This is a genomic window from bacterium, assembly GCA_036524115.1.
Taxonomy (GTDB): domain Bacteria; phylum JAUVQV01; class JAUVQV01; order JAUVQV01; family DATDCY01; genus DATDCY01.
Genome location: DATDCY010000012.1, coordinates 64140 through 90866, shown reverse-complemented (window position 1 = coordinate 90866; position 26727 = coordinate 64140). Strand labels below are relative to the sequence as shown.

The following is a 26727-nucleotide window of genomic DNA, read 5'->3' as shown; positions in this document are numbered from 1 at the left end:
CCCTCGCGGCTGTCGACCTCGATCCGCCCTTCGTGCGCCTCGACGATCTGCCGGCACTGGTAGAGCCCGATCCCGAGGCCCTTCTCCTTGGTCGTCCGGAACGGCTTGAACAGGTGCCCCTGGATGAAGGCCGGGGACATGCCGCAGCCGTTGTCTTCCACGCGGAGAAATGCCTCCGCCCCGCGGCGACCGGTGCTCATCTTGATCGTTCCCGACCCCCCAACCGCATCGCAGGCGTTGAGCAGGAGATTCAGGGCCACCTTCCTGATCTCCGGCACGTCCATGCGCGACGCCGCAGCGGCACAATAAGATTCAAACGCGATGCCGCGCTTCAGGCTGCTGACCTCGGCCAGGCTGTCCCGGCCGATCTGCGCCAGATCGGCGGCCTCGACGGCGAGTTCCCGCTTCTCGGGAAAGGCCTTGAGCTTGGCGATCAGCGCGTTCATCTTCGCCACCGTGCCGTGGATTGACGTCACGAGGTCGTCCTGGAACTCGGGTTCCCGGATGTGCTCGTCCGCGTTCTCCATCATCAGCGAGAACGTGTAGGCGAGATTCTTCAGGTCGTGGATCACGAACGAGGACACCTTGGCGACGGCGGCCATCTCGCGCGCCTCCGTCAGTTCCTCCGCGAGCTGGAAGTTCTTCAGGGAGAGCACGGCCTGCCTGCCCATGATCTTCATCAGGTCGAAGTCCTCGTAGGTCAGGGTCTCGGGCACGACCTGCGCTCCGAAGACGACGAACGCCTCCAGCCGTTCTTCCGACATGAGCGGGACGAGCAACCACGCCTCTGCGCCCTCCATGAACACCGTCTCAGCCGCCGTCGGCGTGTACTCGCCGTCTGCCGGGTTCATCACGCGCGCGGTCTCGGAGAAATAGCCGAGCAAGCCGTCGCTGAACGTGGCGCGCGCGGGAAGATCCGTCCTCCCTTGTGCTTCCGCGAGCGCAAACGAATCGCTCCCCCCTGTTCGCTCGTACAGTGCCGCAAAGCGCAGGCCGAAGGTCTGCCGATACCGGTCGACGATCGCGGTCCGGACATCGCCGAGGCTGCGGCAGCCGGCGAGGGCGTTCGAAAAGCCGAGCCACTCCTCGCGATAGTCGTGCTTCTGCGCATAGAAATGCCTGGCCAGCAGCAGCTTGGCGCGCCGGCGGATCTCCTCCGACAGCAGCAGCGCCAGGAACAAGAGCCCGCTGAGCACGGCGACCAGGACCGAGACGTCGGGCGTTACCGACAGGTCCAGCCGCTTCATCCCGACGCCGAACACGCCGAGCGCAAGCAGGTACAGGCCGACCGCGACGAGCGTGACGGACCGGTAGAGGGCCTGGCGCGACACCGCCAAGCTCGCCGTCCTCCCCTGGTAGAGGCGGGAGTACCCGATCAGCAGCGCCGCGACCGCCAGCACCACCGACCGCGCGGGGAGGAGGTCCATGTTCACGGCTCGATACAGCAACCCCTGGCTGAAGTAGAAGATCATCACCGCCAGGATCGCCCCGACGCCGAGAAACTCGTACCTCAGGCGCCCCCGGTCCGCGCCCCTGACGCCCCCGAAGACCAGTTCCACGTTCACCAGCGCGGCAATGCAGAAGATCATGAGCCCCAGGTAGAACCAGTAGCCGATGCTCCCGAGAACCAGGAGCCTGCCGTGCGAGAAGTCGTAGCCGGCGTAGAACTGTTCGATCGGCAGGAGAAGCGCCCCGCCACACATGATCGCGGCGATGACGAGCAGCGGCGCGGCGGCGGCGGCCCGCGAACCGCCCGCCCGCTTCGTGAACGACATGCCGTACAGCAGGAAGGCGATGGGTATCAGCGACTTGCAGACGAGGACGAACCGCTTGTAGTCGAGCAGATGCTCCGCGTCCCGGAGCGCCTGGCTGTCGAAGAGTTCAACGAGCGCGAGCAGCAACAGGCCGCTGGCGAGCGCCACACGGCCGAGCCGGGATTCCTTGAGCAGCACCGTACCGCAGAGGGCCAGCAGCAGCAGGGCCGCCAGGCGCGGCAGTACGGTCTCGGTCATCGACCCCTCACTGTCCGATTCCCGGCGCGTCGAAGAAGGCGTTGATCCGGCCGAACAGCTCGGCCTGCCAGGCCTCTTCGGTGTAGATGTGGTTCGCGTCCTTGATCACGTGCAGGCTCACGCCGCGAGGCAGCCCCCTGCCCCCGCCGTCCAGGAACGGCAGGAGATCCTGTCTGAACTCCTTGACCGAGAAGTCGTTCTCGGCAAAGACGAACGAGAGAAGCCCCTTGCGGGCGAGAAAGGAATCGCAGGCGTCCTTCAGCGACCACAGGAACCGGTCGGAAACCGGGTGGCCCGCGGCACCCCCCCGAAGGCCCTTTCTTCTCCCGGCACCCAAACCGCGGAAGACCACCTTCCGCAGTCCGGTGAAGTTCGACTGCAGCCGCAGCAACTTCATCCACGCGCGCGGGTCCGCCGCCTTCCGGAGGTACTCCTTCACCATCTCTCCCGGCGGATGGATGTCCATCCAGAGATCGGTCATGTCGATGCTCGACGACACGAGACGGACGGGAAGGTCCACGAGCACGGCGGCGCGGACTCGCCCGTCGGCCGCCGCCGCCAGGGCGGCCGTGACGGCTCCGCCGCACTGCCCGAAGACGACAATCCGGTCTTTCCCCGTCTCTCTCGCAAGCACGTCGTTTGCAGCGAGCGTGTCGGCGACGAGGGCGCCCCGCTGGATCATCCCCCAGACGTCCATGTTCAGCTCGTTCACGCCGGTCAGCTCTCCCTCGCTGTCCCCGACGCCGTGGGCGTCGAACCGCAGGACCGGAAAGCCCCGTGCACAGAGTGCCCGGGCGATCCTGACACTGATCCGGTTGGGCGCAACCCTCCCCTTGAGGCCGGCATTGAGCAGGTTCACCGCCACCTTGGCGTGCGCCAAAGGCGCGTCCGGGGCATGCAGGATCCCGAACAGCCTCTGGCCGTCCCTGTTAAGGAAGGATATCGGGCGCTCCACCGCGACCCTCCCCTTCTTGCGCCGCCGTCTTCACCCAGCGCAACGTTTCCGCAAACAGCGGCTCCACGGCCTGGATGTACCAGCGCGTTTCCTTCCAGAACGGTTCGCCGCGGACGACGACACACGCCGCCGGAACGCCGTTGCCGTGCAGCGTGTTGATGAAGTCCGCGTATCCCTTCTCGGGATTGGCGCCCTCCGCCTTGGACACCTGCACGAGGAGCAACGGAATCCTGAGCTTCGCCGCTTCCTGCTGCAGATCGATTGCGGACGCCTCGCGATGGAAGTCCGGCGACACGAGGTATCCATCGACGTTGACCGGCTTGCCTTCGCCGAGTCGCCGGACCAGGTCTTCCCGGGTCCGGACGATCTTCTTGTAGATCGCCATCTGCGTCGCGAGATTGGATCTCAGGCACTCCTGGAAGTACGCCTCGCCCCTCATGACCGGCTGCCAGAGCACCGCGAACGCGATGCCGCGCCCCGCGCCGGCCGCGAGGGCAGCCAGCGTGCCGCCGAAGCGCAGCCCGAACACGCCGACCGCGCCACGGCCCATGCGCTCCTTCAGGAATGCCGTCGCTCTGGCGATGTCAGACAGCCTGGTCCCGACGGTGGATTCCTCGAACTCCCCGCCGCTGTCGCCGTGCCCGCGACAGTCGAACCGCAGGACCCAGAAACCTTCCCGGGCAAGCGTCCGCGCGAAGTTGACGAGCAGCCGCTGCGCCCACAGTTTCTCCTCGGCAAACGGATCGCAGAAGACGATGCCGACGTCCCGCCGCTTCGCCGGCTCCGGCGCGTGGAGCACCGCGAAGAGCTGCGTGCCCTTGTGGGGGATGAAGACGGGCTCCTCAGTCGCTTTCGTTGTCGTCACCGACCTCCACGCCCCTCGGCGACCCGTGCCAGCGTGATCAGGAACTGCTCTGCAACCCACCTGGCACCCCGGTCGTTGAGATGCGCGCCGTCGCGGCTGTACTCGGCGGCGAGGCACGGCACCGCCTTGCCCCCCATCGCAAAGGTGCTCCGTACCCCTCCGGGGAGGGTCGACTCCGCAAGCGCCACATCGAAGACCGGTTCCTTGCCCTCATACTCACGAACGATGAGGTCGTTCAACTCGGACCGCTTTGCATTGTCCAGGTCCCAGGCATCCACCTCGCCGAGCAGCGCCTTCAGCCGTTGACGAATCCCGTCGCGGTGCACACTCAGAGGCACCGTCACGTGAACGAACGTGGTCGCCGGATAGTCCCTGCGAAGAGCCTCGTGCACTTGCTTGTAGAGCCGGAAGACGGCGGCGACATCGGTTGAAGCCCGGATATCCCAGAAGCAGAACTTGAAGAAGGCGATGTCGGCCCGGCCACCTACGCCGGACCGCACGATCGAGTCAAATGCTTTCGTCTTTGAGTCGGGCTCGCCATTCACGCCGATGGCTGATTGGACGAGTGCGGGCCGGTCAAGCGCCGCCGCCGTGTCACCCTTGACCACGGCAAGCCGGATGCCCGACTCGCCCTGCAGGATGGCGGCGACACCCTTCAAGATATTGTCACCGACGGACTGATGCCCGAAGTAGATCCTGCTCTCGGCCAGCCGCTCCCATGCCGCAGGAGATACGTCCTTCATCGAGGGCAACGCCACGCTCTTGACCTCCCTGGCCCCTTGTACACCGCAGGCGGCGATCACGGCGACCGCTGCCAGCGCTCCGAGCCGCTTCATCGCACCTCCCCCGTCAACAGACCGCGATACAGATCCCGATACGCATCGGCCATCGCCCTGTCGCTGAACGCAGATTGTACGCGCTCGCGCGCCGCGCGGCCCATTGCGATACTTCGTCGCCGGTCGCCCAGGAGCTGCAGACACACGCGGGCGAAGTCTTCCGGTCGCCGCGAGTCCACGAGGCAGCCCTCCGCATCGCTCGATACAATTTCGGGGATACCGCCGACTCTCGGCGCCACCACGGGCCTTCCGCACGCCATCGCCTCCAGGATGCTGAGCGGTATGCCCTCGTGAACCGACGTGCTCAGATAGAGGTCCAGCGATCCGTAATACGACATTGGATCAGGGACCGGCTCCCGGAACTCGACGAGTTCGCCGATGCCGAGATTCTCGGCTTTGCGCCGCAGATCCTCCTTGAGCGGTCCATCGCCGAGCAGCGAAAAGCGGACATCGGGCGCCTCGCGCGCGATCGCCGCCGCAACTTCGAGAAACAGCGCGTAGTCCTTGACCGGGACAAACCGTCCGACAGTACCGATCCGGAGCGGTCCGGCCTCGCGCTTCTCAGCCGACTCGACTGCAGCGGGAACGGTGATGCCATTGTGGATCACCTCGAGATCCGTCGAGGCGAAACCGTGGCGATCGACAAGAACCTTGCGCATATCGTCGGAGACCACGACGACCTTGCTGAAGGCATGGCGCAGGAGCAGATGGTTTCCTTTCGCGGTCACCCCGAGACCCCGGGGGCGTCCGCGCTGCGCAATCGGGGACTCGGGCATCCCGTGCATGGTGGCGACGAGGACTTTGACGTGAAGCAACTTGCTCAGACAGAAGCCCAGGAGGTTCTCTTTGTAGCGATGCGTGTGCACCACATCGAAATGTTGGGAACGGATTGCCGAAAAGGCCTTCCGCACAGCCCCCACGAAAGACGTGGAGGCTTCCGGAACAACGACCACCTGAATGCCACGTTCTCTGAGCTTCGCCGCGAGAACGCCTTCGTTTTGGGCGAGGGCCGTGACGCGCGCATTGGGGTCTGCCGCCAGGCGGTCGATGAGGTGGAACACCATCACCTCGGCGCCGGCCCATAGATCACCAGAAAATACTTGAAGGACCGAGAGCGGCACTGTCTATGGCTCGGCGGTCTGCTTGCAGAGCAAACCGGAGATCCGCATCGCGAACGTCGGGACGGTGGAAGTTATGTCGTCGTGAATACACACCCTTCGCAGGGCGAAGAGGTCCTTCGGTGCTGATCCTTCAAGTCCGAATCTCGTAGTGACGGCCGCCCGATATCCGGCTTCGGCTGCCATGTCCTCAACTTTCTGATTCCAGTCGCCATTGGGATACGCGAGGACGGGCACCGCTGCGACTCCAGGGCTCTGGAGGCTTTCCCATGACTCGACCAGTTCATTCTCCATCTCCTGCACGGTGAGTCGCGTGAATATTCGGTGCGAACTGCCGTGGGAGCCGAAGCTCATTCCCTTCTCGGACATTTCGCGGACTTCATCCCAATTCAGCAGTGCCCTTTCGTCAGTTCCCGCCATTCCGGCTCTTTCCTCAAGCTCTCCGAGTACCTGCTCGATTACGCGCTCGGGACAATCCTTCAGGCTCTCCACTGCACGATCCAGCATCTCCGCGTCGCCGGCGCCTTGGTAGTTGAGCAGGATGCTCATCTCCGACAGGACCCTGTCCTCGATCGATTCTCGGCCACCGCCCGACTGAGTCTTCACACCCTGGGCCAGACAATGCTCGCGCAGCCGCCCGAGTCTTTGCGGCCAGAACCAGCGGTTGGTGCCGATCAGCGAGGTGGTCAGGAAGACGGTTGCCGGCAACCGATGGTCTGCAAGTATCGGCAAGGCGTTGAGATAGTTGTCGACCCAACCGTCGTCGAACGTGATCACGCAGTACCGTCCATTGCCATCCCACCTGCGCTCCCCCCAGAGTCCAAGCAGGTCTGGAAACGAGATCACGTCACAGTGTTTGGAGAGGAACCGCATCTGCCGGTCAAAGCTTTCCTCCAGAACGTACATGCCCGGCTGCAGTGCACGCGGCCGAAGCTGGCCGTCCTTCAGCACACGATGGTAGGCCAGAATGCACACCTTCCCGCGCAGTCTCTTGAGCGGCGCCCCGGACGCGTGGAGAAGCCCCGCCACTCCTCTACGCAGAAGCAGCTTCACACGCCTACCTTGCGCCGATCTCAACGCTGGGACGGAGTCCAGAGAGTACGACGTTCGCCTTTCGCGTATCGCCACCAGGCGGACACGATCGACATGTTGACGATGAGAAAGAAGGCCGGAATCTTGACGAGGGCTGCGCGTGCCACCATTGGCGCGGCAATTCCGACCACTCCCGCCGCGTAGAACACCGCCTGAACGCTCAATGTCGCAAGATACAGAGGATTCTTTGCCGCGAGAACTGAGTTTGACACGAGTGCCAGCAGCAACGCGAACGGCACCAGCCATCGGCACAGCTTGTGGCTGAAGAGCTGCCACGAGAAAAGCCCATACGTCCACGGGTTGAGGAGAGAGAGGCTTCTCATGAGCGTCGAGATGCCCCTCAGAACGGTCCTCACCTTTCGACTGTACTCCTTCTTCTCATCCGCGATGTTTCGGTAGTACCCCACGCTCTCCGGGTCGGAAATTCCTCTCAGACCATGGCGAACGGAATTGAGCACCGTATTGAAGTCACTCGGCAGGTCCGTGGCCCACGGCGTGCAAACAGCCCGCCGAGCCGCAAAGAACGATCCGCTCAGGCCGACAAGGGTATTGGCGCGGGTTTCGAGCCGGCGCAGGAGCATCTCGTACCGCACATAGGCACCCTCGCCGCTGACTTTGCCGTCGGCCTCGATGAACCGGTCCACGCTGCTGACACAGCCGACCGTTGGGTCAGCGAACCCCCGAACAATCCGCTGGACACCGTCCGGCTGCAGTATCGTAGCCACATCGGAGAACACGATCACCTCACCTGTTGCCGCCTCGACCGCCAGCCGTTGCGCATTTTCCTTCCCCTTGCGCTCTGTCGCCCGGACAAGCGTGACGCCGTCCGAGGAGTAGGATCTCGCGATCTCGTCGGTGGCGTCCGTGGAGCAGTCCGAGGCCACGATCACCTGCAAGCGTGAGCGCGGGTACTCCAAAGTCAGCGTGTTTTGCAGCTTCTCCGGGAGACGCCGCTCCTCGTTGTGTGCCGCGATGACGAACGTCACCGTCGGGCAGAACGCCTCGGACTGGAACTCTCGCCGCTCGGACCGCGTCCGGCACAACCCGATGAGCCACAACGCCAACGGATACCCCGCGTAGGCGTACAGGACAAAGGCTGCAGCAGACCAGAACGCGATCGTCAGGAGCACAGCGCCCCCACGATGCGCTCGCGGTCCTTCGGCCGGACATGCTGATGCGTCGGCAGCGTCACGAGTCGACGTGCAATATCCCGCGCCTGCGCGCATTCGACACGCCGGCCCAGCGCGGCCCGCACCTGCGACAATTCGTCAATCGCCGCGGGGTACATCCCGCTGATTCCCAGCCCCATCCTCCGAGACGCATCCAGGGCACGATCCTTCTGCCCCGCGGTCGCGAGGAGCACGGGAAATCGCAGCAGCGGTGCGTCGTCGCCGCTGGCTACGGCGCAGCGAACCCGCTGGGAGTACCACGCCACGTTCTCCTGCCGCGCAGCGTTCCCCCGCTCGAGGTTCCGCCGCCAGCGCCCCAGAAGACCGGCACGCATTCCCGAGAGCCTGGCGATTGGAAACTCGGTGTCGTATACCGTCTCACCCAGCCCGAGGAACGGCAGGCTTGCTGGAAACCAGTAGAGCGCCGGCCGGATGAAGAGCGCCATCAGGCCGACGGAGACAAGCGCTGCGGTCTCGTGGTGCCATGCCGGGGCTCTGAGATGTACAACCTCGTCGCGAAGGAGCGCGCCGACGCGCCCCGACTGCGTAACCACCGCCCCCCCGGCACCGCACGTGACCGTCTTCCCTCGCCCGAAACTGAAGATCCCGATGTCGCCCCTCGTCCCGAGCATCTTCCCATCATGCGTAGTGCCGAGCGCCTGCGCAGCGTCCTCGATGTGGAAGACTTCCTGTTCCCTGCACACCTCCCCTATCGCCGCAGTGTCCGCCGGTCTCCCGAAGAGATGGACTTGGATGACGCAGAGCGTCGCAGGGCTGACTGCGCGCCTGAGAGCCTCTTGGTCCAGGTCCAGCGTTGAGGGATCGACGTCGACCGGCACGGCGATCATCCCCGCTCTGGCGACTGCCGCGGGGAGGGAGAAACATGTGTAGGCGGGGACGACGACCTGGCGGCGTTCCGGCGCGATTCGTGACAGCGCTCGCAGGGCAGTGATCAGGGCCGCCTTGCCCGACGAAGTCAAGAACGCGTGCGTCGAATCTAGAGCCGCCCCAAATTCCGCCTCGACCACACGTGCCGTCTCTTTTCCCCTGAGCAGGCCGCAGACCCCGCCCCAGAGATCCGCCATCCCGAGTGGAGGTGCCGTTGGGGACAAATGTCGTCCCGTCATCCCACGGCGTCTACCCAAGTGACTGCTTCATGCCGTCAATCCGAAAGCTTCCGTCCAACTCGAATGAGAGGCGCTTCCACGAGATGATAGCTAGCCACCGGCAACGCTACGAGCAGGACAGTACTCACGATAACCTGGAGCAGCAACGGTGAATGCTGAAGGGCGAACAGCCCCCCCCACAAAGCGACTATATGAAGAAGGTAGATACCATATGAATATCTTGCGACGATGCGCCCAACCTTAGCGAAGAGTCCGCCAGGTAGATCCTTGAAGAAAGGGATGGCACTTCCGAGCGCCAAGCAGAAGAACCATCCCAGCATCGGAGAATGTATCTGGGAGTCCACCTCCTCGAAGAACAGATAGAATCCGATCAGTGCAACGATGGCAAGAGGCCAAAGCCTGCCAACTAGTCGAAGATTATTCGTTCGCCCCACGGTATACGCAATTACGCCAGCCATGAAGCAAGGGGCAAATTGCGCAACGCTCAGGCGATCGCTGATCCCGCTCTGAACCGTTGCGACACCAACGGCGAGTAGCCACAGAGTACATGCGGCGAGTACGGGTCGAGTGCCACGAAGACAGAGAAACACAAGAGGCAGAACCACGTACATCTGCACCTCAAGCGGAAGGCTCCAAAGGGGATTGAGCACCGGGGTGCTTCGAGTGAAGTTCATAGTTAGCATGAGATTCGATGCAAGATTGCCATATCCATGCCACTGGAACGTGGCCCATGGCATCGGCGGCAGGGATAACGCGACAACCCCAAGGACGGTCACCATACTGAGGGGATAGATCCGGAATACTCTCCTTACGTAGAATCTCGCGAGTAGTCGCCGTTTGCTTACCGAAAGGCGCTCGAGTGAATGCATGAGAACCAGGCTGGTATGTACGAAGAACATAAGGACGCCCATGCGACCCAGGTACCAGTCGAGCGGATGGAAACACATGCCTGTCTTTATGCCCGCTGCTTCCAAGACGTGATCCGAGAGCACCGACATCACCGCAAAGCTTCGCAAGATGTCTAGGTTGGCTGAATCTGAGACGCCAGAGCGCAGCCTGGAATTCGTCCCCCCCATGAAGGTCCTACTGGTTGTCAACGAAATCAAGACCAACTCTTCGGACAGCGGGGCACTCCCGCCATTCAGACACAGTCGAGCGCCAGGCGGCGTCAGTTGGCCACAAATAGAAGATTAGGCGAATCCGCGAGCCTCTCCGCTCGATAGCCAAGTGACACCAGAGTGTCGACCACCTCCCGGGAATCGGTCTCGACTATGAGTGTAGGGTGATGCTCACGCAGCAGATCATCCATCCCTCGGAGGACGAACAGCTCATGACCTTCGGCGTCAATCTTGACAAGCCCGACCCGCTTCGCAATACGAAGGGAATCAAGCGGCATCATGAGCACAGAAACAGCGGTCTTCCCCTCGGATGACAGGTACGCTTGGTAGTAGTTCGTCAATCCGCTCGAGTGGCGTGGAATGCTCATCCCAATCACACCGAGACTGTTCGATGCGGCAACGTTCATGAGCGTAACATTTGCGAATGGGAAGAGTTGGACGTTCGCGGCAAGTAGAGCGAAGGTTGCCGGCACCGGCTCCAAAGCAATAACTCTACCGTGGCTGCCCACCAACTCGGACAATCTCATGGTATAGTGCCCTACGTTAGCGCCAATATCGATGACCCAATCTCCCGGCCTCACAAGTCTTGGGAGAATCTCAAATTCGGGTTCGGATGTGCGAAAGCTCGCCCTGCGGATTTGGCGCCCATAATGAATGCGCTTGAGCTCGGCCTGTAAAGCTGGGGGAAGACACGATGCAACTTTCTTCAGCAGTCTCACTTTGCCATCCTTCCTTTACTGTCGGCAAACGCTCGTGGAAGGTGTGGAAGCTCACACCTAATGAGCTGAAAACTGACCTAGGCGTGAAATCAGACTTTGAGGTAGGTTCGAACGACAAGCTACTTAGGGATAACCCCAATCATGGAATAGGATTCCCGACTTGAATCCTTAAGTTCGAAGGCGCCCCGATTCCTAGGTAACCAGGATTCATCAAGTTTTGGACTTGGCTGAGATCAAGCACCTGTCTCACCCATCGACTGTCCGATGGATCAATCGCGCCAACGTAGCCGGGCAGCCTGACATCCGGCAGATACGGATGCACGCCCCCAATCCCTCCGGTCTTAAGTGTGACCCCTGTCCCCAATACATGATCCCCGTCGGTAAAGTATCCGTTCTCGTATGCAATATTGAGCCCGCCTCCGCCCGTGTTCGTATAGACTACTCGCGGCGCACGTGTAAGCGTCTGCGCCCCAGCACCGACGGCATCAAAATCGGTCCGAAAGTAACGGAAGAGATATGCCGAAATCGGCCGATAGAAGTAGTTATGGCTGTCGGAATAGTTGGAGAAGCCAAATTGCACCACGCCACTGCTATCCGGCACGACATTAATGATTCTTTCTTGCCCGTAAGGTGCGCTAGAATTCCCGCCGACGATCAAATTGTTGAAGTCGAACCCATAGTATTGAGCTTCTTCAAATGCCCAGTACTGCTTGCCATAGCGGGTGATTGCTGCACCAGCCGGATTAAGAATCGTATTATTATAGGTGCCTACCTTGTAGAGCACATATCGGCTCGGTTCATATTGGACGGTGATGGGGAGCCCTCTCGTGTCAACTATATTGTTATATATCTGTGCAAAATCTTGCGAAATGTACATCGCAGTCTTGCCTAGATTTCGAAAGATGTTGTGATGAATCTTGTCACCTTGACCTACATAATTATCATTCCAACCATGTCCGGCTCCCGCATTCCTGCCGCTGAGCAGTTGCCCGCTCTTGTGCTTTATGCCCACATATCCGTCTTCAAAGTAGTTGTACCGAAATGCGTTATTCCTTGTCCCTCTTACGCCATCGTACCCATATTGTGCATTCGTGTCGTGCAAATAGTCGCTATATATGGCGATATGCGCGCAATTACCGGACAGTAGCCCATCAGAGCCATTGTTCCTAAAGAAACAATACTCAACGACCGAGTCCTTCCATTCGGCGCCTGTTAAACCGGACGGGTTGTTGATATACGTGTACGAAAGATTATCGTGAATATAGCACTGCCGAATATGGAAAGGACCTCCATTACCCCAGAACCCCGCACAGGTGCTCGTGGCGTTCCCAGATCTTGTGCCCCCGCCGGTCAACTCCAGCCTTTCTAGTCGCCAATACTTCAGTTGCGCCGAATCGCCGTATCCGTAGTTTCCAAGTACGACTCCATACTGCGCAGCTCTTTCACCGTCAAGGATGGCCCATTCACCGGGGTATGACTGAATGGACGACCAGTCTCCCGCGGTGCCGTTCTTTGAAGTAGGAATTTCAATATAGCCTTCCCTGTATGTCCCGCCCCTTATATATATGTCGTCTCCTCCGTTCATCGCGGCAATAGCTTCCTTGATCGTCCTATAAGCGTTCCCGTTCGATCCGGTCGAATTCCTATTGATGACAGAATACGTGCCAGTGGTAATGTTCTGAGCGATTGTCGGGTCAACGTACATATTTGCAGCTCTGGATAGTCCGGGGCTCACCGTCAGAAGCACCAAGCCAGCCATCAAGGCACTCAGCGTCAATCTCGGCATGCCACCACCTCGCTTACCCGATCCATTCGTCCGTCCGCGTCCTCTGCGCGCGGCAAAGCAGCCAATCCATGTCCGGACATTATCTCCAATGTCGCGAAGTCACCGTGATGCGCATCACGAAGATCGATGAACACGGTGCCCTGCCTTTGAGACTCGACAACGGAGGATGGCTCCGATTAATAACCGGCTGGTTGAATCGCATAACGTGGCCCAATCCTCATTTCTCATCCATCTCCTTCTCAATGGCAGATATGACCGCCTGGTCGGGAGAGCTGACCTCGTCGCTCCTCGGGGCCAGCATTCCAAACGGATGAAACGGTTGACCTAAACTTCCCGCTCTTTGAGCGCGGTATAACATCCACCTGCTGAACGTCAATCTTCATAGATCTTCCCAACCTCTTCTGCAGCTCGGCTACAAGCGTAGCCTCCGCAGCCTCGCAATATCCAGCATCTGGGACCACGAGCACGACTACGCCATGGACATTGCTCTGGACATACTGGACTTCCCTCACCGGGAGACCCTTTGCGACTGGGCTCAGCCTCCCGACCCGATGGCCCTCGGGGGTTGTGATTAGGTCGTCCATGCGGCCCAGAATTCTATCCAAGAGCGGAAACTGAGAGCCGCAGCAGCATGTTCTGTCCGATAACACTCCGATATCTCCAATTCGATACCGAAGCAGAGGCATTACTTCGTTGATGAGTCCGGTGCATACCAGTTCGCCTTCCTCGCCAGGTTTGGCCGGCGAGCCGTCTGACCGCAAAATCTCTACTATCCCGTAGTCTCCATGTATGTGATAGTTCCCCATTCTACATTGGCCGATAAATGCGCACATCTCCGCTGATCCGTATTGATCATACACTTGCACGCCAAACACGTCTTCAATCATCCGTCGCTGATCGTCAAGCAGTGTCTCCGCGGAAGTTGTAATGCCTCCCGTGCACCCTCGCAGGTCCAGCCCATGTCTGCTCGCGTATGCGGCAATCTGGTGCAAGCTTGACGGATAAGCATCAATGTAGCTTGGCCGATAGCGGATGAGTTTGTCGATATAATATCCAATATTATCATCGCTCAAGTGATATGAAGAAAAGAGAAGGTTCTTTTGGAAGACGCTATACCGCCAGAACGGGGGCTTCCGCTGCCCGCTCGGAACAATCAGCCTTCCTCCAAAGGTCGCCCTGGGCGCCGAATAATCTATGCCCGCTTGCCTTAGAAATCTATCATAATAGGCATAGTTTAGCCTTCGTGTTCGCGTATTGCACCAAATCCTCAGCGGCGTACCTGTCGTTCCGCTCGTCCCCAATACGATTAAGTCCGCCTTCCGAATATCATCAGCGACCAAGGTGCTCTGATTGTCCCGTAATTCAGATTTCTCAAGGATAGGGAGCCTCAGCAGATCCTCGACGCCACGAATCTGCCTAGGCTCGAGTCCGATCTTCCGAAAGATCTTTCTGTAATATGGGACTTTTTCGTTGCACCTCATCACAAGGTTCCTAAGCGCTTGGGATTGGTATTCTTGCAGAGCCCGACCGGAAACGTACATCCTGCCGGCGATCTGGCCCCGGGCAGATTCGAAGAATTTCCCATGTCGAACGACACATTCCCGATATCCGTACATCGAAACTGCCAAGTTTTGCATGCAGACAGGAAATCGTGAATATAGCTCGTAGAGCAGGCCGCCCACCCCCTCTATCAGTTGCCACAATCCCCTAACTCTTCGTCGCTCCTGCGTAATCCTTCCAGCACTTGACACAGCCCTATGAATCGTTCCCCCCACGACTTCGCGAGGGCTATCTGCATCTTCCTCGTTTCCGCCAGATACTTCTCCCTGTTCAAGAACAAGACATCGACGATCGCCTCTCGGATCGAGTCCGCCTCATTAGATACAAATCTCGCGCCTGAAAAATAGTCTACTAGCACCTTCTTGTCGGACGTAATGAGGGGCTTTCCGGCAGCCACTGCTTCATAGCATCCACAGAGCATCGTGTGGTCCGACGTAGTGAGCGCTATCACGGCATCAGATGCGCACAATGTCGCGAGATATTCGTCCTCTGCCATGAAGCCGGTGAAGACTACATTCGAAGGAGCTCCGCGCAGCACCGAATCCCTCAGCTTCCGACAATTGCCAGAAACATGCATGACGACATCTTCGTTCAGCAACATCCTCATCGCCTCGACGGCTTCCTCTACGGGTTCATCGCGTCCAAACGACGACACTAGAAGGACTCTGGCCCCTTCTCTAACCGCAACTTGAAACGGATTCGCACACTCTATGTCCGGCAATTTGTCAGGCAGTATGAAAGGAACTCCACCATAGCGCTTCACAACATCCGCAAGAAATGCATTTGTAACGATCGTAATATCAGCCCTTCGGATCGAGTAGGAATTGCATGCCTCGACCAGTCTTCGCAGAACCCTGTTTCGATCTCGGGCACAGACATATTGCTTGCCGACCCGGAAGGAACTGTGCCGATCAACCACAAGCGCAAATCGGCCCAGCGGTCTCATGCATGCGGCAAATACCGCCAATACCATCGACGGATTCTGCACGAACAGAATCTTCGGCCTGTCCCTCAAGCATGCAAACAAGGTGGAAAAGATGCATCTCACATACCGAAAGCTGCCGCTGTAGTCGAAGACGTACAACTTGCAGCCCAAGGCTCTTGCCATCTCAACCGACCGGCGCTGCCTTTCCCAGGTAATCCAGATCCACCGAGATGCTCTTGTCTTGGCCAAGGTCACCGAAGCGTCTCCCGCCGTCCGGCAAACACCCCCATCCTGATCACGCATGACTTGCCCGAATCGAATATCGTTTTAGCCCAAGGATGGGCTTCTCGAGCAATCTCCACGAAAGCATCGCAATCAGAACCGATATCGATAATGACAGGATAACAGACGCCCCCCCCAAGACCTGCTGGTACAAGAACTGGTTGACCAGGGGCATATGCCATAGGTACAGTCCGTAGGAAAGGTCATACCCCCTCAAGAGCATGCGGGTGAATCCTTCAAAGGAATAGGCTGCACGTAGAACCGTCACACACAACACTGCGAACATGTATGGTGGAACACTGTTGTCCAAGGACACACCGCCAGCGCGTGCAAGGTATGCCACAGCAAAGTAAGTCGTGATTAGCGCCCAGATGTTTATTCGCATCAGAACTGGCATGATGCGGGAGAAGTACCTCTGTCCCATCATCCCCACGACAAACATGTACACCCAAGGAGCACAACTGACCCTCGCCAGTTTCCATAGAAGGGTGTCCGAGTAGCCCGAGCGCAGCCAATACAGCAGAATATTCGCCACCACTGATGCTGATATCACAATCGCACTGGCAATGCCAAAGCGGAGTCGCGTTCTCTTGACACATTCATAGAAGATCGGCACAAATGCGTAGAACTGCAGTTCGACGGTTATCGTCCACAGGCTGCCGTTAAGTACTCCGTCGCCGAATCCTCGCATATAGTCTGGATTGTAGAATTGCACGACGGTTGTCTTCGCGGCCGCCAATACCATCAGCGCAGTCCAAGAAACGCTCTGTCGCGAAAAGTACCCTGTAAAGCCTACCATCACTAGGTTGATCAACACACAGATCAACAGCGCGGGATATATTCTGAGAATACGGTTAACCGCGTATTGGCGAACATTCTGCGCGCTCTCGTAAGACTTGCTGATTAACAATCCGCTTATGAAGAAGAAGACGGGTACGCCAGGCCATAAGTTCACCAGTCTACACAGGTGGCTATCAGCAAACCGTGGATCCAACAATTCAGTGGAGTGCATGAACGCGACCTGACCCGCCGCCAGCAACCGCAATAGATCAAGACTGTTAGCACGAAAGGCTGGCAGCCGCGAAGCCGTGTTTGAGTCGTTCACATCAACACACCGGTGCCATAGTCGGATGTACCCAGAAACCGGTGCACACCGTAGTCCAGCACTTTGTCCATCGGTGAGGGACGATGAACCAGTCAGGCATGCGTGGTGGCGATTGAACGAGGCTCATCCTGGAACCGAATCTGCCGCCGAAGAGTCAACACCCAAATGTCTGGTGACCACGGCGTTCAGCAAATAGATGTCAAACAACCACCCATAATATAGAATGTCAAAGAAGACTAAGTTCAAGAGAAGCGCGATCATGCCGAAAAGCGCGCCGCGAAGCAGCGACACCGCCTCGAAGCCGGCGATTCTGTGGCCTTCTTCGCCGTCCGTGGCGGTTGTTGCGACACAAACCCTCCCTTTAGTGTTTGATCGAAGGAAGTCCACAAGGATTCCCAAGAATGCGATCACCCCGAAGACACCCAACTCCGAAAGAACTTGAAAGTATCCATTGTGCAAGGCTCGCCCCCAAATGCGACCCGGATCGGTGTAATGACCGGCATCCTCCAGACGAACAATGTACTCGGGCGCCCTGACTCCGAAGTTATAGGGTCCCACTCCCAAGAGCGGGTGATCGATGAACTCCAACCACGCAACGCCCCAGAGCACCTTTCTGTCATGGCCAGTCCCCTGAGACGTCCCATGACTGATCGTCTTCATCTCCTCCCAGTATTCATTGTTGGGGAATATGAGCCTTGCCGCAAGTAGAATGGTCGCGACCGCGATCGCCAAGGACGACAATGCGGCCCACTTCTTTCTCGCTCCTCGCACCCACAGCGTCATCGTCAGTACCAACGACACAAAAGCCCCGCGGGCAAACGATGCAACAACCCCGGCGACCGACAAAAGGGCAGATGACTGAAGGAATCTTCTTTCATTGCCTGGCCGGGCCGCCCTGGCAGAACTGAAGCATATGGATGCGCCGATGCACATCAGTGGGCCGAACGAGTCCTCCTCATTGAGCAGGTAGTGCCAGGGAACTTTGCCCCCCGCGAAGAGACCCCAGCAGGCCATATATGCGATGTATGCATGATAGATACGGAAGAATGTCCTGATGTTCGTTTCGCTTTGAATGTATGTGAGCACGAGTATCAGAAGGGAGTACACTACTGCCATCTGTCGAATTAGCACGCGTGCACGTCCCGTGTTCTCCGCAAAGAATGAACTCATTAAGATGACAGCCAAGAAAGCGAGGACGGTCTTGCTTCCGACGCTGACGCCCCTACTGAGGAACATGTAAGCTAGCAACAGAAAGGTGAAGATCGTAGGGATTGACTTCAGTATGGAAAGTCCCGGAATCCAGTGGCATACTAGCCACTGAAAATCGAATAGGTGCAACAGCCACAACAGAAGCACGGCCTTTTCCATGGATCTATCTCAAGATTGGCCCCGCGACGGGCCGACAAGACCACACCGGGGTCGGGCTATCGCAGTCGTCAAGTCGCTCCAAGGCATCGCTCCTATTGGCGCGAGGCGAGTCGCTTCCGCCGACTCGGGTTCGGCCTCGCCACCAGGCACACGTGAGCGATATGACGAACCTGCCGATGACAATGGATCACGGTGCCATTCTTGGCATTTTTGGCTTGCCGAATAGCCAGGCAAAGATCCCTCCCGCGACGCTCCGCCCCCGCGACTCATACCAGTAGAGGAGCAGCAAGGTCGCCAGACAATTAGCGGCGAACCATGAATAGGCAAGGTAGGAATTCCCATCGTCCAAACGTAACCGAAACAATTCCAGGTACTTCAGAAACAGAACGTGAATAAAGAACACCAAAAGACTATATCTGCCAGCAAGGGCAACGGCCTTGGTAGCTGAATACTCCGAGATCACACTCCATGCCCAGGATGCGATCGCCGCCACGAAGAACCAGACGGCGCATCCATAGAGCAACCCTGTCACATTCAGCGGAAATCTGCTGAACTCTCCTAAACTAGCGCTAAGTGACTTCCATTCAACGAGGTGTGGCGCGACCCGAAGATGCCTTATAGCTAGGGCCAACATCAGGACTCCGAACGCATGGAACGGCGTCTTGTGCGAACTCCACGGTATCGTCTTCGCTACTCTCGTGGCCCAAACACCAACGCCGAAGCCGATGACAAAGTAAGTTTGCCATAGCAGCACGGGAAAGATCGCCGGGTCGCCGTACACGATCGGCCGTTCAGAACCCCATACAAATAGCAGGGCGGAGATTACGAGAATTGGCCCGAAATGCCATCTCTTTTCGAGCGCCAGCAGAATTGGGCTCGCAAGGAAGAGCGGCACAAAGAGCGGTAGTATGTGCATGAGCCCGATCTGATTCTGGAAAAGGACGGAGCGGGCAAGAAAGCGCACAATCTCGGATCCCTGAGTGGACGACTCGCGAACGAGCCAGTTGGGTAGACTTGCAGTCACGATAAGAAGGTATTGAACGCTTACCAGCCGTAGAGCCTGCGTGAGAAGAGTCCTCGTTGCGGTCCCTGACGATTTGAGATAGACCGTCCTGACATAGACACCAACGCTATACCCCGAGCAAAGGAGAAAACCTTCCAGAGCGCTATCGTGATAGACAACCACCTTGTTGAGTAACCGTGGGCCATACCTCGCATAATGTACAAGCACCATGTCACAGATGGCCAGACCTCGCAAGAAATCTATCAAGTCATCGCGAACGGTCTGTGCCAAGAAGCGCTCCGCTCTTCCTATATCCTTGCTTCCTGCCAGTGTTGTGGAACACTACACTAGCCCGCGTCGGCCTCTTCCGGTGGCGTTCGTTCCAGCTTAGGACGGACGAGGGCCATCATCCCGTCGAATGCCCGCCTATCGGTAACGGCAACGGTAACCAAAAAGATAGCACCGGCGAAAAGTATCTCAATCGCCAACACAGCGGCGCCGCCGTAAGGACGCGAACCAGGCCATCCCGGCAGCTTCCTAAGAACAAAGACGCCTGTGGCCATGGCCATCGTCGCGCCCGATGGAACCGCAAAGATTCGCAGATACTCTCCATACCTGATCTCCAGTTTTCTCAAGCTAATCAGTATCCAGCCAACACAGATCAACGGAAAGACCGTGATCCATGGAATCCCTACAAATTCGAACCCATAGAGTGCCGCCACCAGGATGAGCGCCGGCATTACCGTTACCGATACTAGCATATAGTAGAGCCGCCACCGTGGCCTCCCCTGCGCCGTATGAACAGTGTTGTTAAGATCGCTGATATTCAAAAAGAAGTTCATAACGCACAGCATCCGAAAAAGCGGGATGATGGACCGCCACTTCTCGCCCAGCAAGATTGGAATGAGCGGATCCGCAAATAGTAGCCCCGCGGCGTAGACGGGTGTGACTCCCAGCGCGATGTAGTAATTCAGCTTCAAGTAGAGTCGCCTCGACTCATCCGGATTGCCTTGCATCCTCGAGAATACCGGAAAGGACACTTGCTGCACGATGGATACCACCTTGTCCGTGGGAATGCTTGCCAACTGAAACGCAAGTGAATAGAGACCGAGCAGCATTGCGTTGAAGACTTTACCTATGATGAACTGGTCTGATCGCTGAAAGAGATAGAAGACCGACCGCGACGCTGCAATATTCAGTCCAAAGTATAGCATCTGTCGCGTCTCGATAAGCCGAAAATGAAGCTTAGGCCACCAGGATGATCTCCAGAAGCTCAGGACCGAAGTCATCGTCCGCTGGATGACCTGACCGCCGACGAGCGTCCATACCCCAAAGCCCATGATCGCCATCGCAAGCATCGCCGAGGTCTGGACTAGGGACGCTATCAACCCAATTAGTCCAATCTCTCGAAACCGCACTTCACGTTGAAGAAGGCTATAAGGAACAGACGTCATCGAACTTATGACAAACAACAGCGCGCATGTTCGTGTAATTGCAACCAGCCTTGGCTCGGCGAATAACTTGGCGGTTGGGTAGGCGAGAAGCCACGCCGCCAAGGCGAAAAGGAACCCGGTGAGCAGGGTGAACCAGAACACACTTGAGAGTTCCTCCTCAGTCACCTGCTTTCGCTGAACAATCGCCGCACCAAGTCCCATCTCGTTAAAGATTTCGATGTACCCCGTAAGGACGGTCGCCATTGCGACCAGCCCATAGTCTGTTGGGCGAAGAATACGTGCTATGGCGATCGTCACCGCCCACGAGCACGCTTGAGAGACTACGCGGAGACCGCCATACCAGGCTCCTTCCTTCAAGGCCCGATGAGTCATCGACACGAGAATACCTTCTGCCTAGCGACGCCCGAGGCATTCCAGGTAGAGCTTCTCGTAATTTTCGACCATACGTGGTAGCGCAAATTCCGATTCAAAGATCTCACGAGACTGCTCGCCAAATGATGCCCTCATGTCTGCATCCGCTATTAAGTTCAGGAGAGCCTTGGCCAGGGCGGGCGAATCACAGGGCTGGACAAGGAAACCGTTGCGTCCATCGCGAACCACCTCACGATTCCCTCCCACATCGGTGGCAACGACCGGCAACGCTGCCGCCATCGCCTCAAGAAGGACCAGAGGGAGACCCTCCCAGAGTGAAGGCAGCACATAGATGTCCAGAATTCGCAGAATCTCCGGCATGTCCAGTCGGGGACCCACAAAGTGAACATTCTCATCCAGGTCCAATTGTTTCGCCTCACAGTCCAACTGACTTCGGAGTTCCCCATCGCCGGCAATCAGGAGTGTCGCCTTTGGGAACTCTTTGACAACTAACTGCATCGCCTTGATCAGGTAGCCTACGCCCTTCTGGGAGCAAAGCCTCACCCCAAGACCGATGAGGGGCCCATCCGTGGGACGAAGCCCAAGCTCGTTCAGCTTCTGTAGTCGCCCCACTGGTCCGCTGCTCCATGTCCCGTCAATGCCATTGTGAATAACTCGAATGTTCTTCCCCGATATTCCGCAGTAGCGGATGAGATCGTCCCTCGTGTGGTCAGACACCGCAACGATTCGGTTCACATGTCTTGATAACAGACGCTCCATTAGCATGTAACGACGTTTGTCCGGATAACATCGGGCGTGGTCCGTGTGAACTATCACTGGGACTCTACATATCAGGGCCGCTAAGCCTCCCTCTATGAACGGTTGTGTATTGTGCGTATGTACGACGTGCGGTTTCTGTTCCTTGATGATTCGAGAAATCTTCATTAAGGACAGGTAGTCGACCCTACGGCCCCCAGGCAACGTGAGGACATCCACGCCGCTCCGGTTCAGTTCCTCAGCAAGAGGTCCACGCTCACGTAGGACAAGCACTGACACGTTGCAGCCGCGCTCTCGAAAGGCCTTGGCGAGATTGACAACTACCCGTTGCAGACCCCCTATGTTTAGGTCGTGGCTTACCTGAATGATGCGAAGACTCAAGTCACCTTGCCTCAGACTCAAAGGACTTCATGTCCGCTTGTTGAGCATGGAGATGTCTGGTGTGAATCCCTCCATGTAGGCGATGGGGTTATCCGCCAGATATCTAAGCATCTCGTTTCGCTTCTCGTCTGTAATGAACCGAATGCCGTATTCTTCTTCGCCGAACCTTCTAGAGCTTTCCAGATTTCGCCGGTGCTTGGCGAGGAATTCCTCAAGACCGCAAATTACCTTGGCAGGATTTCCCGCTGCCACTACATTGGGCGGCACATCTTTCACCACAACGGAACCGGACCCCACTATAGAATTCTCGCCGATGGTCACGCCGGGCAATATGATCGTGGAGTCACCAATTAGACAATTTCGACGCAGCCGGATCCGTCCAATTCTTGTCGCGCCAAGAAACCGATACATACTGCCATCGTGCGCTATGAGCTTGACGTTTGGCGCCAACGCACAATGATCTTCGATCTCGATGAGAAAGCAGTGAGAAGGATCGAAGAAGCAGTCGCCTTCAATCTGAACATTTGTGCCCAGCTTCATTCCTCGGCGCTGCAGAAGTTCGATATGCCGCCTCTTCCGATAAGTCCTAACGCATCTCGCAATTCGCCTAAACATTCACCAGCCTCCTAACGCCGTGCCCGCGCGCTTCACACCGTGCCGCTCCCTTAGTCGACACCAAGAACGCGCCGACCCAAGAACGACGCGCATCGGGATTGGACTCATCATGCAGATGCGTACGCGTCGCCGATTCGCGCCTCGTACCCGACTCGGACACATGACGCTGGTCCTTCGCTAGAGAAGGACGTTGCGCCGGGACGCAAACACCTTGTCGTACACCCGCTCCGTTTCCCCGACCATTCGCGCGGCACTGAAATCCTCGATCACTCGCCTCCTGCCCCTTCTCCCCATCTCAATAGCCCTAGCAGGGTCGCGCAGCAAGCTGTCCAATGCCTCGGCCAGCGCCGGCGCGTCGTCCATCGGCACTAATAGACCCGTCTGCCCATTCACTATGATTTCCGCGGCACCGCCCGCATCCGTCCCGACAACAGGTTTGCCTGCCGCCATACCCTCGAGAATCACGCGCCCAAAAGGCTCTGGCGAGATAGACGCGTGAACCAACACGCTTACAGTCTGGAGGACATCGGCCACGTCCTTCCTGTAGCCGGCAAAGACAACGTGATCTTGAAGACCATGGGCTAGAACATATTCCTCGAGTTCGCGTTTGTATTCCTCTTCGCCCCGCGGTACGTCCCCAACGAACACACAGACCACATCAGGATGATTTCTCACGATGGTGCGAAGCGCCCGCAGCACTACTGCTTGGCCCTTCCACCTGAGTATGTTCCCCACCATCCCGAGGACCACCCGTCCTTCAGAGACACCGAGGCTCCGCCGCACCTCTGCGGAACTGGTATCGGCGTGCTTTAACGACGACACATGCACATCCAGTCCATTGTAGACGCGATAGAATGGCACCCTCAATCCCTGGCGCACCGCGTTGTCTCGGAAGCTCTCGCTGACGCAGATGACCGCGTCCAGCAACCTCACAAGCATCCTCGTCCGCAGGCTGCACGGGCAACTCGTCCCGCGGTCGTGCGCGATGATCCTCAGGCCATTGAGACGACAGGCGAGCATCCAATCGTGCATGCCGGAGTAGCCGTTGTTGAGGTGAACTAGATCGGGCCGAACCTCTCTTATGATTCGGCCTATCCGCGGCTGCCGGGCGATCACGTCAACGAGCAACTCATAAGGCCACCTCAAAACGTCGACAAGCGAGCCGCAGCAATCGCTGTTCGACGCCCGTAGGTCCTCGACCCTGACGCTGACAGCAACCTTCGCGAACTCAGGAATCAAACGATTCGACTCGAAGAAGAGCACGTGAGGCTCATACTTTGATCTATCGAGACCCTGGATGAGATAGAGGAGACTGTAGTACGAGCCGCCAACAGTCCCGTCCCGGTTGCCCTCGATATACAAGATTCTCTTCATCGGCTTAGACGTCCGTCACGATGCATCTCGACTCTTTCGCGGGCACACTTGGCAGAACATTGAAGCATCCTGCGACAGGATGACACACAGGAGGGCCTTCGACACAGACGTGCGTGAGGACTTTAAGGCCAAGAGCAATTAGGCGGGCAAGGCGGAGTTCCTTGCGGGCATCCATGTGACGCGCCAAGGCCTCGACGATCATGACGTCTCACCCGCCCGCGCGCGGAGGAGGCCCGACCGGCTCACAAAGTCGGAGAGCTCCGCAGTCGCCGGCGCGCGCTCCCCTGCATTGTCGATGTGACGATAGACGACCACGACCGCGCCGTTGTTTCTGTTGCGCAGCACCCCGTTGAGCGCCGTCCGAAGCTTGACCTCGCCTCTCCGGGCAAATGTCCGGCCGTCCAGCTCGTACCAGTACAGCGCGAGATACTCCTGGGACCCGTCGATGTACGTTGCCGCATTGACCTCGGCGGTTCCTCCTTCCGGCAGGCGAAGCCGCAACAGTTCGCCGCGCTGCGCGCCCCACTTGGACCCGGATTCGATGCATTCCTTCCCCTGCCTCTGGGAGGCGAAATACCCCCGATAGACACCGACGCTCCTCCCGTCTTCGCTGCGATACGTGACGTTTAGTTCATGGTCGGCCCCCGGCAACATCTGACTGCTTTCTGCGCTGCGGATATCCCAGGTGCCGAAGGACGGGGACAGTCGGTTGCCGGCATTCGGCTCAGCAACGTCGCGCAGGGGAACCACGTAGGCGTAGACGAAGACGAAGCCAAGAGCAACCAGGGCAGCGGCACTTGCCCTGACCACCTCGTTGATGCGGCCGTTCGTCGGCTTTGCGCTGAACCCGGCCTTCGCCGAACCGGCTTCTCGCGGGCGGCTCTCGGAATACGCAATCGCCACCGCGAAGAGGACCACGTACCCAACGACGGAGACAAAGAGCCCTTGCAGAACGTGGGCCGGCCCGTGAATATCGGCGGTCGTATTGAAGTAGTACGCCCAGACCCCGATCAGGGTGACCCGGACGCCGTTGGTGACGATGCTGATCAAGATCGCAAACCCCAGAAGGGCCGCCCGGCGCAGGAAGGTCCGCTGTGTGAAGTATGCCAGGGGAATGCCGATGGCGACGATCGAGATGAAGAACCGAGCGCCGCTGCAGAGATTCGCCACTTCCAGCGTGATGCTTGGCAAGTGCAGGTACTGCTGCGACTGCAAGACGGGGACCCCGAACAATGCGAGAGCCTTTGCGGCGATCGTCGCGGTGACCAGTTGGAACGGCCAGTGGATCGCATTGGCGGAGAGATCGAGAATCGGGATCATGAAGAACAGGTACAGAAGCGGCAGAAGAAGCGCGCGGAAGAACTCATACCCGAGAAGCAGCAGGATCGACGCCATGAGCATCAGGATGACAGAGATGCGCTCCACCGTCACGATGCCGCCCCGTTGTCCGAGCAGGAAGACCAGGCAGCCGACAACAAGGGCGGCAAGTCCGACCACCGGCATTGGCCTGATGCCGATCGACCGCAGCCGCTCCCGCTGAGAGTAGACGAGGTAGCCGCTGATCAAGGGGATCAGGAAACCGTGCGCATACTCGTCCTGGCTCAGCCACGTATGCACCAGGCCGACGAGAACCGGTGCAACGGTCGCCAGATACGCCGCTACAACGGCGAGAGCCGCCACCTTCGCCCGCCGCAGATCGTCGCTCACGTGGACAGCCACCCCTTGGAGCACTTGTAGGTGCGCGTCAGCCCACGCACCGTCGCGTCCGGCAACCGGGAAATCAGTCGATACACAACGGGCGGCCGCTCCATCGAGCGAAGGTGCGCTTTCGCCGCGGCGACTTCGCCTCGCGCCAGGAGGCCCTTCGCCGCGAGGAGGTTCTGCTCGTCCAGGACCTTCTGGTAGATTCGCCCATTGTCCGCCAGGAAACTGCGGTCGCTGCCCCAGACTCTCTGCATGATCCGGACGCGGGCACGCGCGCATTCCGTGATGTGGGCGTCGGTGAGCCGTTGCCCGCCGTGATTGTGCTGGCACGCAGTCTCGACGTCGAGATAGGCCCCCGCGCCCCGCCCCGAGAGCGCCCCGAAGTACTCCCAGTCCTCGTAGGTCGGCGTATCCTCGGCGAAACGAACGTCCCTGGTCCTCGCGCCCCTTCGCACGAGCAGGGTGTTTACGTTGATGTAGTTGGCGGACAACTCGTTCAGATACATGCTGCCGACATGGAAGCTGAAGTCGGGCACCCCCCGCGGGAGGTCCATCACCGACGAGACCGGCCTTCCCGCGCCGAGAATCTGCTCCCAAGGCCGGCGGTCGAGCGACCATGCCACCACGCCGGCTCCGTGCTCGCGCCCCGTCGCTTCCTCCACAACACGAAAGTCGCTGAAGCAGTACGCAACCTCTGGCATTCGGCGCATGAACTCGCGTTGAATCTTCAACTTGCCGGGTGTCCACTCGTCGTCGGAGTCAATGAAACCCACGAGGCTGCCGCTTGCCGCGTCGAGCCCGATGTTCCTCGCTCTCCCGGCCCCGCGGTTCTCGCTCTTGATGTAACGACATCGGTTCCGGAACTCCGCAACCACTCTCTCCGTTTCATCCGTGGACCCATCATCGACAATGATCAGCTCGTCGCCTTCCTCGAGCTGACCGAGGCACGATGCGATGGCCCGTGGGATGAACTGCGCCCTGTTGAACGTGGGCATGATCACGCTCACGCCGCTTCCGGTCATGACCTTCCT

Annotated in this window: 22 protein-coding genes; all 22 read right to left on the bottom strand. The window is 58.6% G+C overall.

The features are described 5' to 3' along the window. The coding region (gene prsK, locus VI078_00750) for an XrtA/PEP-CTERM system histidine kinase PrsK (GenBank protein HEY5997817.1) at nucleotides 1-2012 on the bottom strand (2012 nt) is incomplete at its 3' end. A gap of 7 nt (nucleotides 2013-2019) precedes the next feature. Further along, nucleotides 2020-2967: an alpha/beta fold hydrolase gene (locus VI078_00745; GenBank protein ID HEY5997816.1), complete on the bottom strand. Its 948-nt coding sequence runs from the start codon at nucleotides 2965-2967 to the stop codon at nucleotides 2020-2022. Further along, nucleotides 2942-3832 (bottom strand): alpha/beta hydrolase, encoded by an 891-nt coding sequence (locus VI078_00740; protein ID HEY5997815.1) that lies wholly within the window; start codon nucleotides 3830-3832, stop codon nucleotides 2942-2944. The genes VI078_00745 and VI078_00740 overlap by 26 nt, the downstream gene beginning before the upstream one ends. Then, nucleotides 3829-4668 carry a hypothetical protein gene (locus tag VI078_00735; GenBank protein HEY5997814.1) on the bottom strand — a complete coding sequence of 280 codons (840 nt, stop codon included), beginning with the start codon at nucleotides 4666-4668 and terminating at the stop codon, nucleotides 3829-3831. Before VI078_00735 ends, VI078_00740 begins: the two co-directional genes overlap by 4 nt. Further along, nucleotides 4665-5789 carry a glycosyltransferase gene (locus tag VI078_00730; GenBank protein HEY5997813.1) on the bottom strand — a complete coding sequence of 375 codons (1125 nt, stop codon included), beginning with the start codon at nucleotides 5787-5789 and terminating at the stop codon, nucleotides 4665-4667. Before VI078_00730 ends, VI078_00735 begins: the two co-directional genes overlap by 4 nt. A gap of 3 nt (nucleotides 5790-5792) precedes the next feature. Further along, nucleotides 5793-6839: a polysaccharide deacetylase family protein gene (locus VI078_00725; protein ID HEY5997812.1), complete on the bottom strand. Its 1047-nt coding sequence runs from the start codon at nucleotides 6837-6839 to the stop codon at nucleotides 5793-5795. A 20-nt stretch (nucleotides 6840-6859) separates the two neighbouring features. Beyond that, on the bottom strand, nucleotides 6860-8008 hold the full coding sequence (locus VI078_00720) for a glycosyltransferase family 2 protein (protein HEY5997811.1): 1149 nt from the start codon (nucleotides 8006-8008) through the stop codon (nucleotides 6860-6862). After that, nucleotides 7999-9075, bottom strand: a complete 1077-nt coding sequence (locus VI078_00715; protein ID HEY5997810.1) for a DegT/DnrJ/EryC1/StrS family aminotransferase — start codon at nucleotides 9073-9075, stop codon at nucleotides 7999-8001. The genes VI078_00720 and VI078_00715 overlap by 10 nt, the downstream gene beginning before the upstream one ends. A 134-nt stretch (nucleotides 9076-9209) precedes the next feature. After that, a complete protein-coding gene (locus VI078_00710; GenBank protein HEY5997809.1) occupies nucleotides 9210-10250 on the bottom strand; it encodes an acyltransferase in 1041 nt (346 codons plus the stop codon). A gap of 92 nt (nucleotides 10251-10342) precedes the next feature. Then, entirely contained in the window at nucleotides 10343-11011 is a 669-nt protein-coding gene (locus tag VI078_00705) for an FkbM family methyltransferase (protein ID HEY5997808.1), read from the bottom strand. 139 nt (nucleotides 11012-11150) lie between these two features. Next, complete coding sequence (locus VI078_00700) at nucleotides 11151-12797, bottom strand: hypothetical protein (protein ID HEY5997807.1); 1647 nt, start codon at nucleotides 12795-12797, stop codon at nucleotides 11151-11153. A 239-nt stretch (nucleotides 12798-13036) separates the two neighbouring features. Continuing rightward, nucleotides 13037-14479, bottom strand: a complete 1443-nt coding sequence (locus tag VI078_00695; GenBank protein ID HEY5997806.1) for a hypothetical protein — start codon at nucleotides 14477-14479, stop codon at nucleotides 13037-13039. A gap of 8 nt (nucleotides 14480-14487) precedes the next feature. Next, nucleotides 14488-15537 (bottom strand): glycosyltransferase, encoded by a 1050-nt coding sequence (locus VI078_00690; GenBank protein ID HEY5997805.1) that lies wholly within the window; start codon nucleotides 15535-15537, stop codon nucleotides 14488-14490. A gap of 40 nt (nucleotides 15538-15577) precedes the next feature. Continuing rightward, entirely contained in the window at nucleotides 15578-16669 is a 1092-nt protein-coding gene (locus VI078_00685) for an acyltransferase (protein HEY5997804.1), read from the bottom strand. Between the two features lie 123 nt (nucleotides 16670-16792). Continuing rightward, complete coding sequence (locus tag VI078_00680; protein ID HEY5997803.1) at nucleotides 16793-18037, bottom strand: O-antigen ligase family protein; 1245 nt, start codon at nucleotides 18035-18037, stop codon at nucleotides 16793-16795. A gap of 187 nt (nucleotides 18038-18224) precedes the next feature. Beyond that, complete coding sequence (opgC, locus tag VI078_00675) at nucleotides 18225-19331, bottom strand: OpgC domain-containing protein (protein ID HEY5997802.1); 1107 nt, start codon at nucleotides 19329-19331, stop codon at nucleotides 18225-18227. A gap of 56 nt (nucleotides 19332-19387) precedes the next feature. Next, nucleotides 19388-20866 (bottom strand): lipopolysaccharide biosynthesis protein, encoded by a 1479-nt coding sequence (locus tag VI078_00670; protein HEY5997801.1) that lies wholly within the window; start codon nucleotides 20864-20866, stop codon nucleotides 19388-19390. 21 nt (nucleotides 20867-20887) lie between these two features. Further along, nucleotides 20888-22003, bottom strand: coding sequence for a glycosyltransferase family 4 protein (locus VI078_00665; GenBank protein ID HEY5997800.1), 1116 nt, complete (start codon nucleotides 22001-22003; stop codon nucleotides 20888-20890). A gap of 27 nt (nucleotides 22004-22030) precedes the next feature. Beyond that, a complete protein-coding gene (locus VI078_00660; protein HEY5997799.1) occupies nucleotides 22031-22543 on the bottom strand; it encodes an acyltransferase in 513 nt (170 codons plus the stop codon). A 252-nt stretch (nucleotides 22544-22795) separates the two neighbouring features. After that, nucleotides 22796-23992 (bottom strand): glycosyltransferase family 4 protein, encoded by a 1197-nt coding sequence (locus VI078_00655; GenBank protein ID HEY5997798.1) that lies wholly within the window; start codon nucleotides 23990-23992, stop codon nucleotides 22796-22798. Between the two features lie 198 nt (nucleotides 23993-24190). Next, a complete protein-coding gene (gene xrtW, locus VI078_00650; protein ID HEY5997797.1) occupies nucleotides 24191-25699 on the bottom strand; it encodes an exosortase W in 1509 nt (502 codons plus the stop codon). Further along, nucleotides 25696-26718 (bottom strand): glycosyltransferase family A protein, encoded by a 1023-nt coding sequence (locus VI078_00645; protein HEY5997796.1) that lies wholly within the window; start codon nucleotides 26716-26718, stop codon nucleotides 25696-25698. Before VI078_00645 ends, xrtW begins: the two co-directional genes overlap by 4 nt. Nucleotides 26719-26727: the final 9 nt, after the last annotated feature.

Bases quoted from the DNA above. Each gene is read 5' to 3' on its own strand.
- VI078_00700 (HEY5997807.1), bottom strand. From the start codon at position 12,797: ATGCCGAGATTGACGCTGAGTGCCTTGATGGCTGGCTTGGTGCTTCTG.
- VI078_00680 (HEY5997803.1), bottom strand. From the start codon at position 18,037: ATGGAAAAGGCCGTGCTTCTGTTGTGGCTGTTGCACCTATTCGATTTT.
- VI078_00735 (HEY5997814.1), bottom strand. From the start codon at position 4,668: ATGAAGCGGCTCGGAGCGCTGGCAGCGGTCGCCGTGATCGCCGCCTGC.
- VI078_00710 (HEY5997809.1), bottom strand. From the start codon at position 10,250: ATGGGGGGGACGAATTCCAGGCTGCGCTCTGGCGTCTCAGATTCAGCC.
- VI078_00645 (HEY5997796.1), bottom strand. From the start codon at position 26,718: ATGACCGGAAGCGGCGTGAGCGTGATCATGCCCACGTTCAACAGGGCG.
- VI078_00655 (HEY5997798.1), bottom strand. From the start codon at position 23,992: ATGAAGAGAATCTTGTATATCGAGGGCAACCGGGACGGGACTGTTGGC.
- VI078_00660 (HEY5997799.1), bottom strand. From the start codon at position 22,543: ATGAAGCTGGGCACAAATGTTCAGATTGAAGGCGACTGCTTCTTCGAT.
- VI078_00670 (HEY5997801.1), bottom strand. From the start codon at position 20,866: ATGACTCATCGGGCCTTGAAGGAAGGAGCCTGGTATGGCGGTCTCCGC.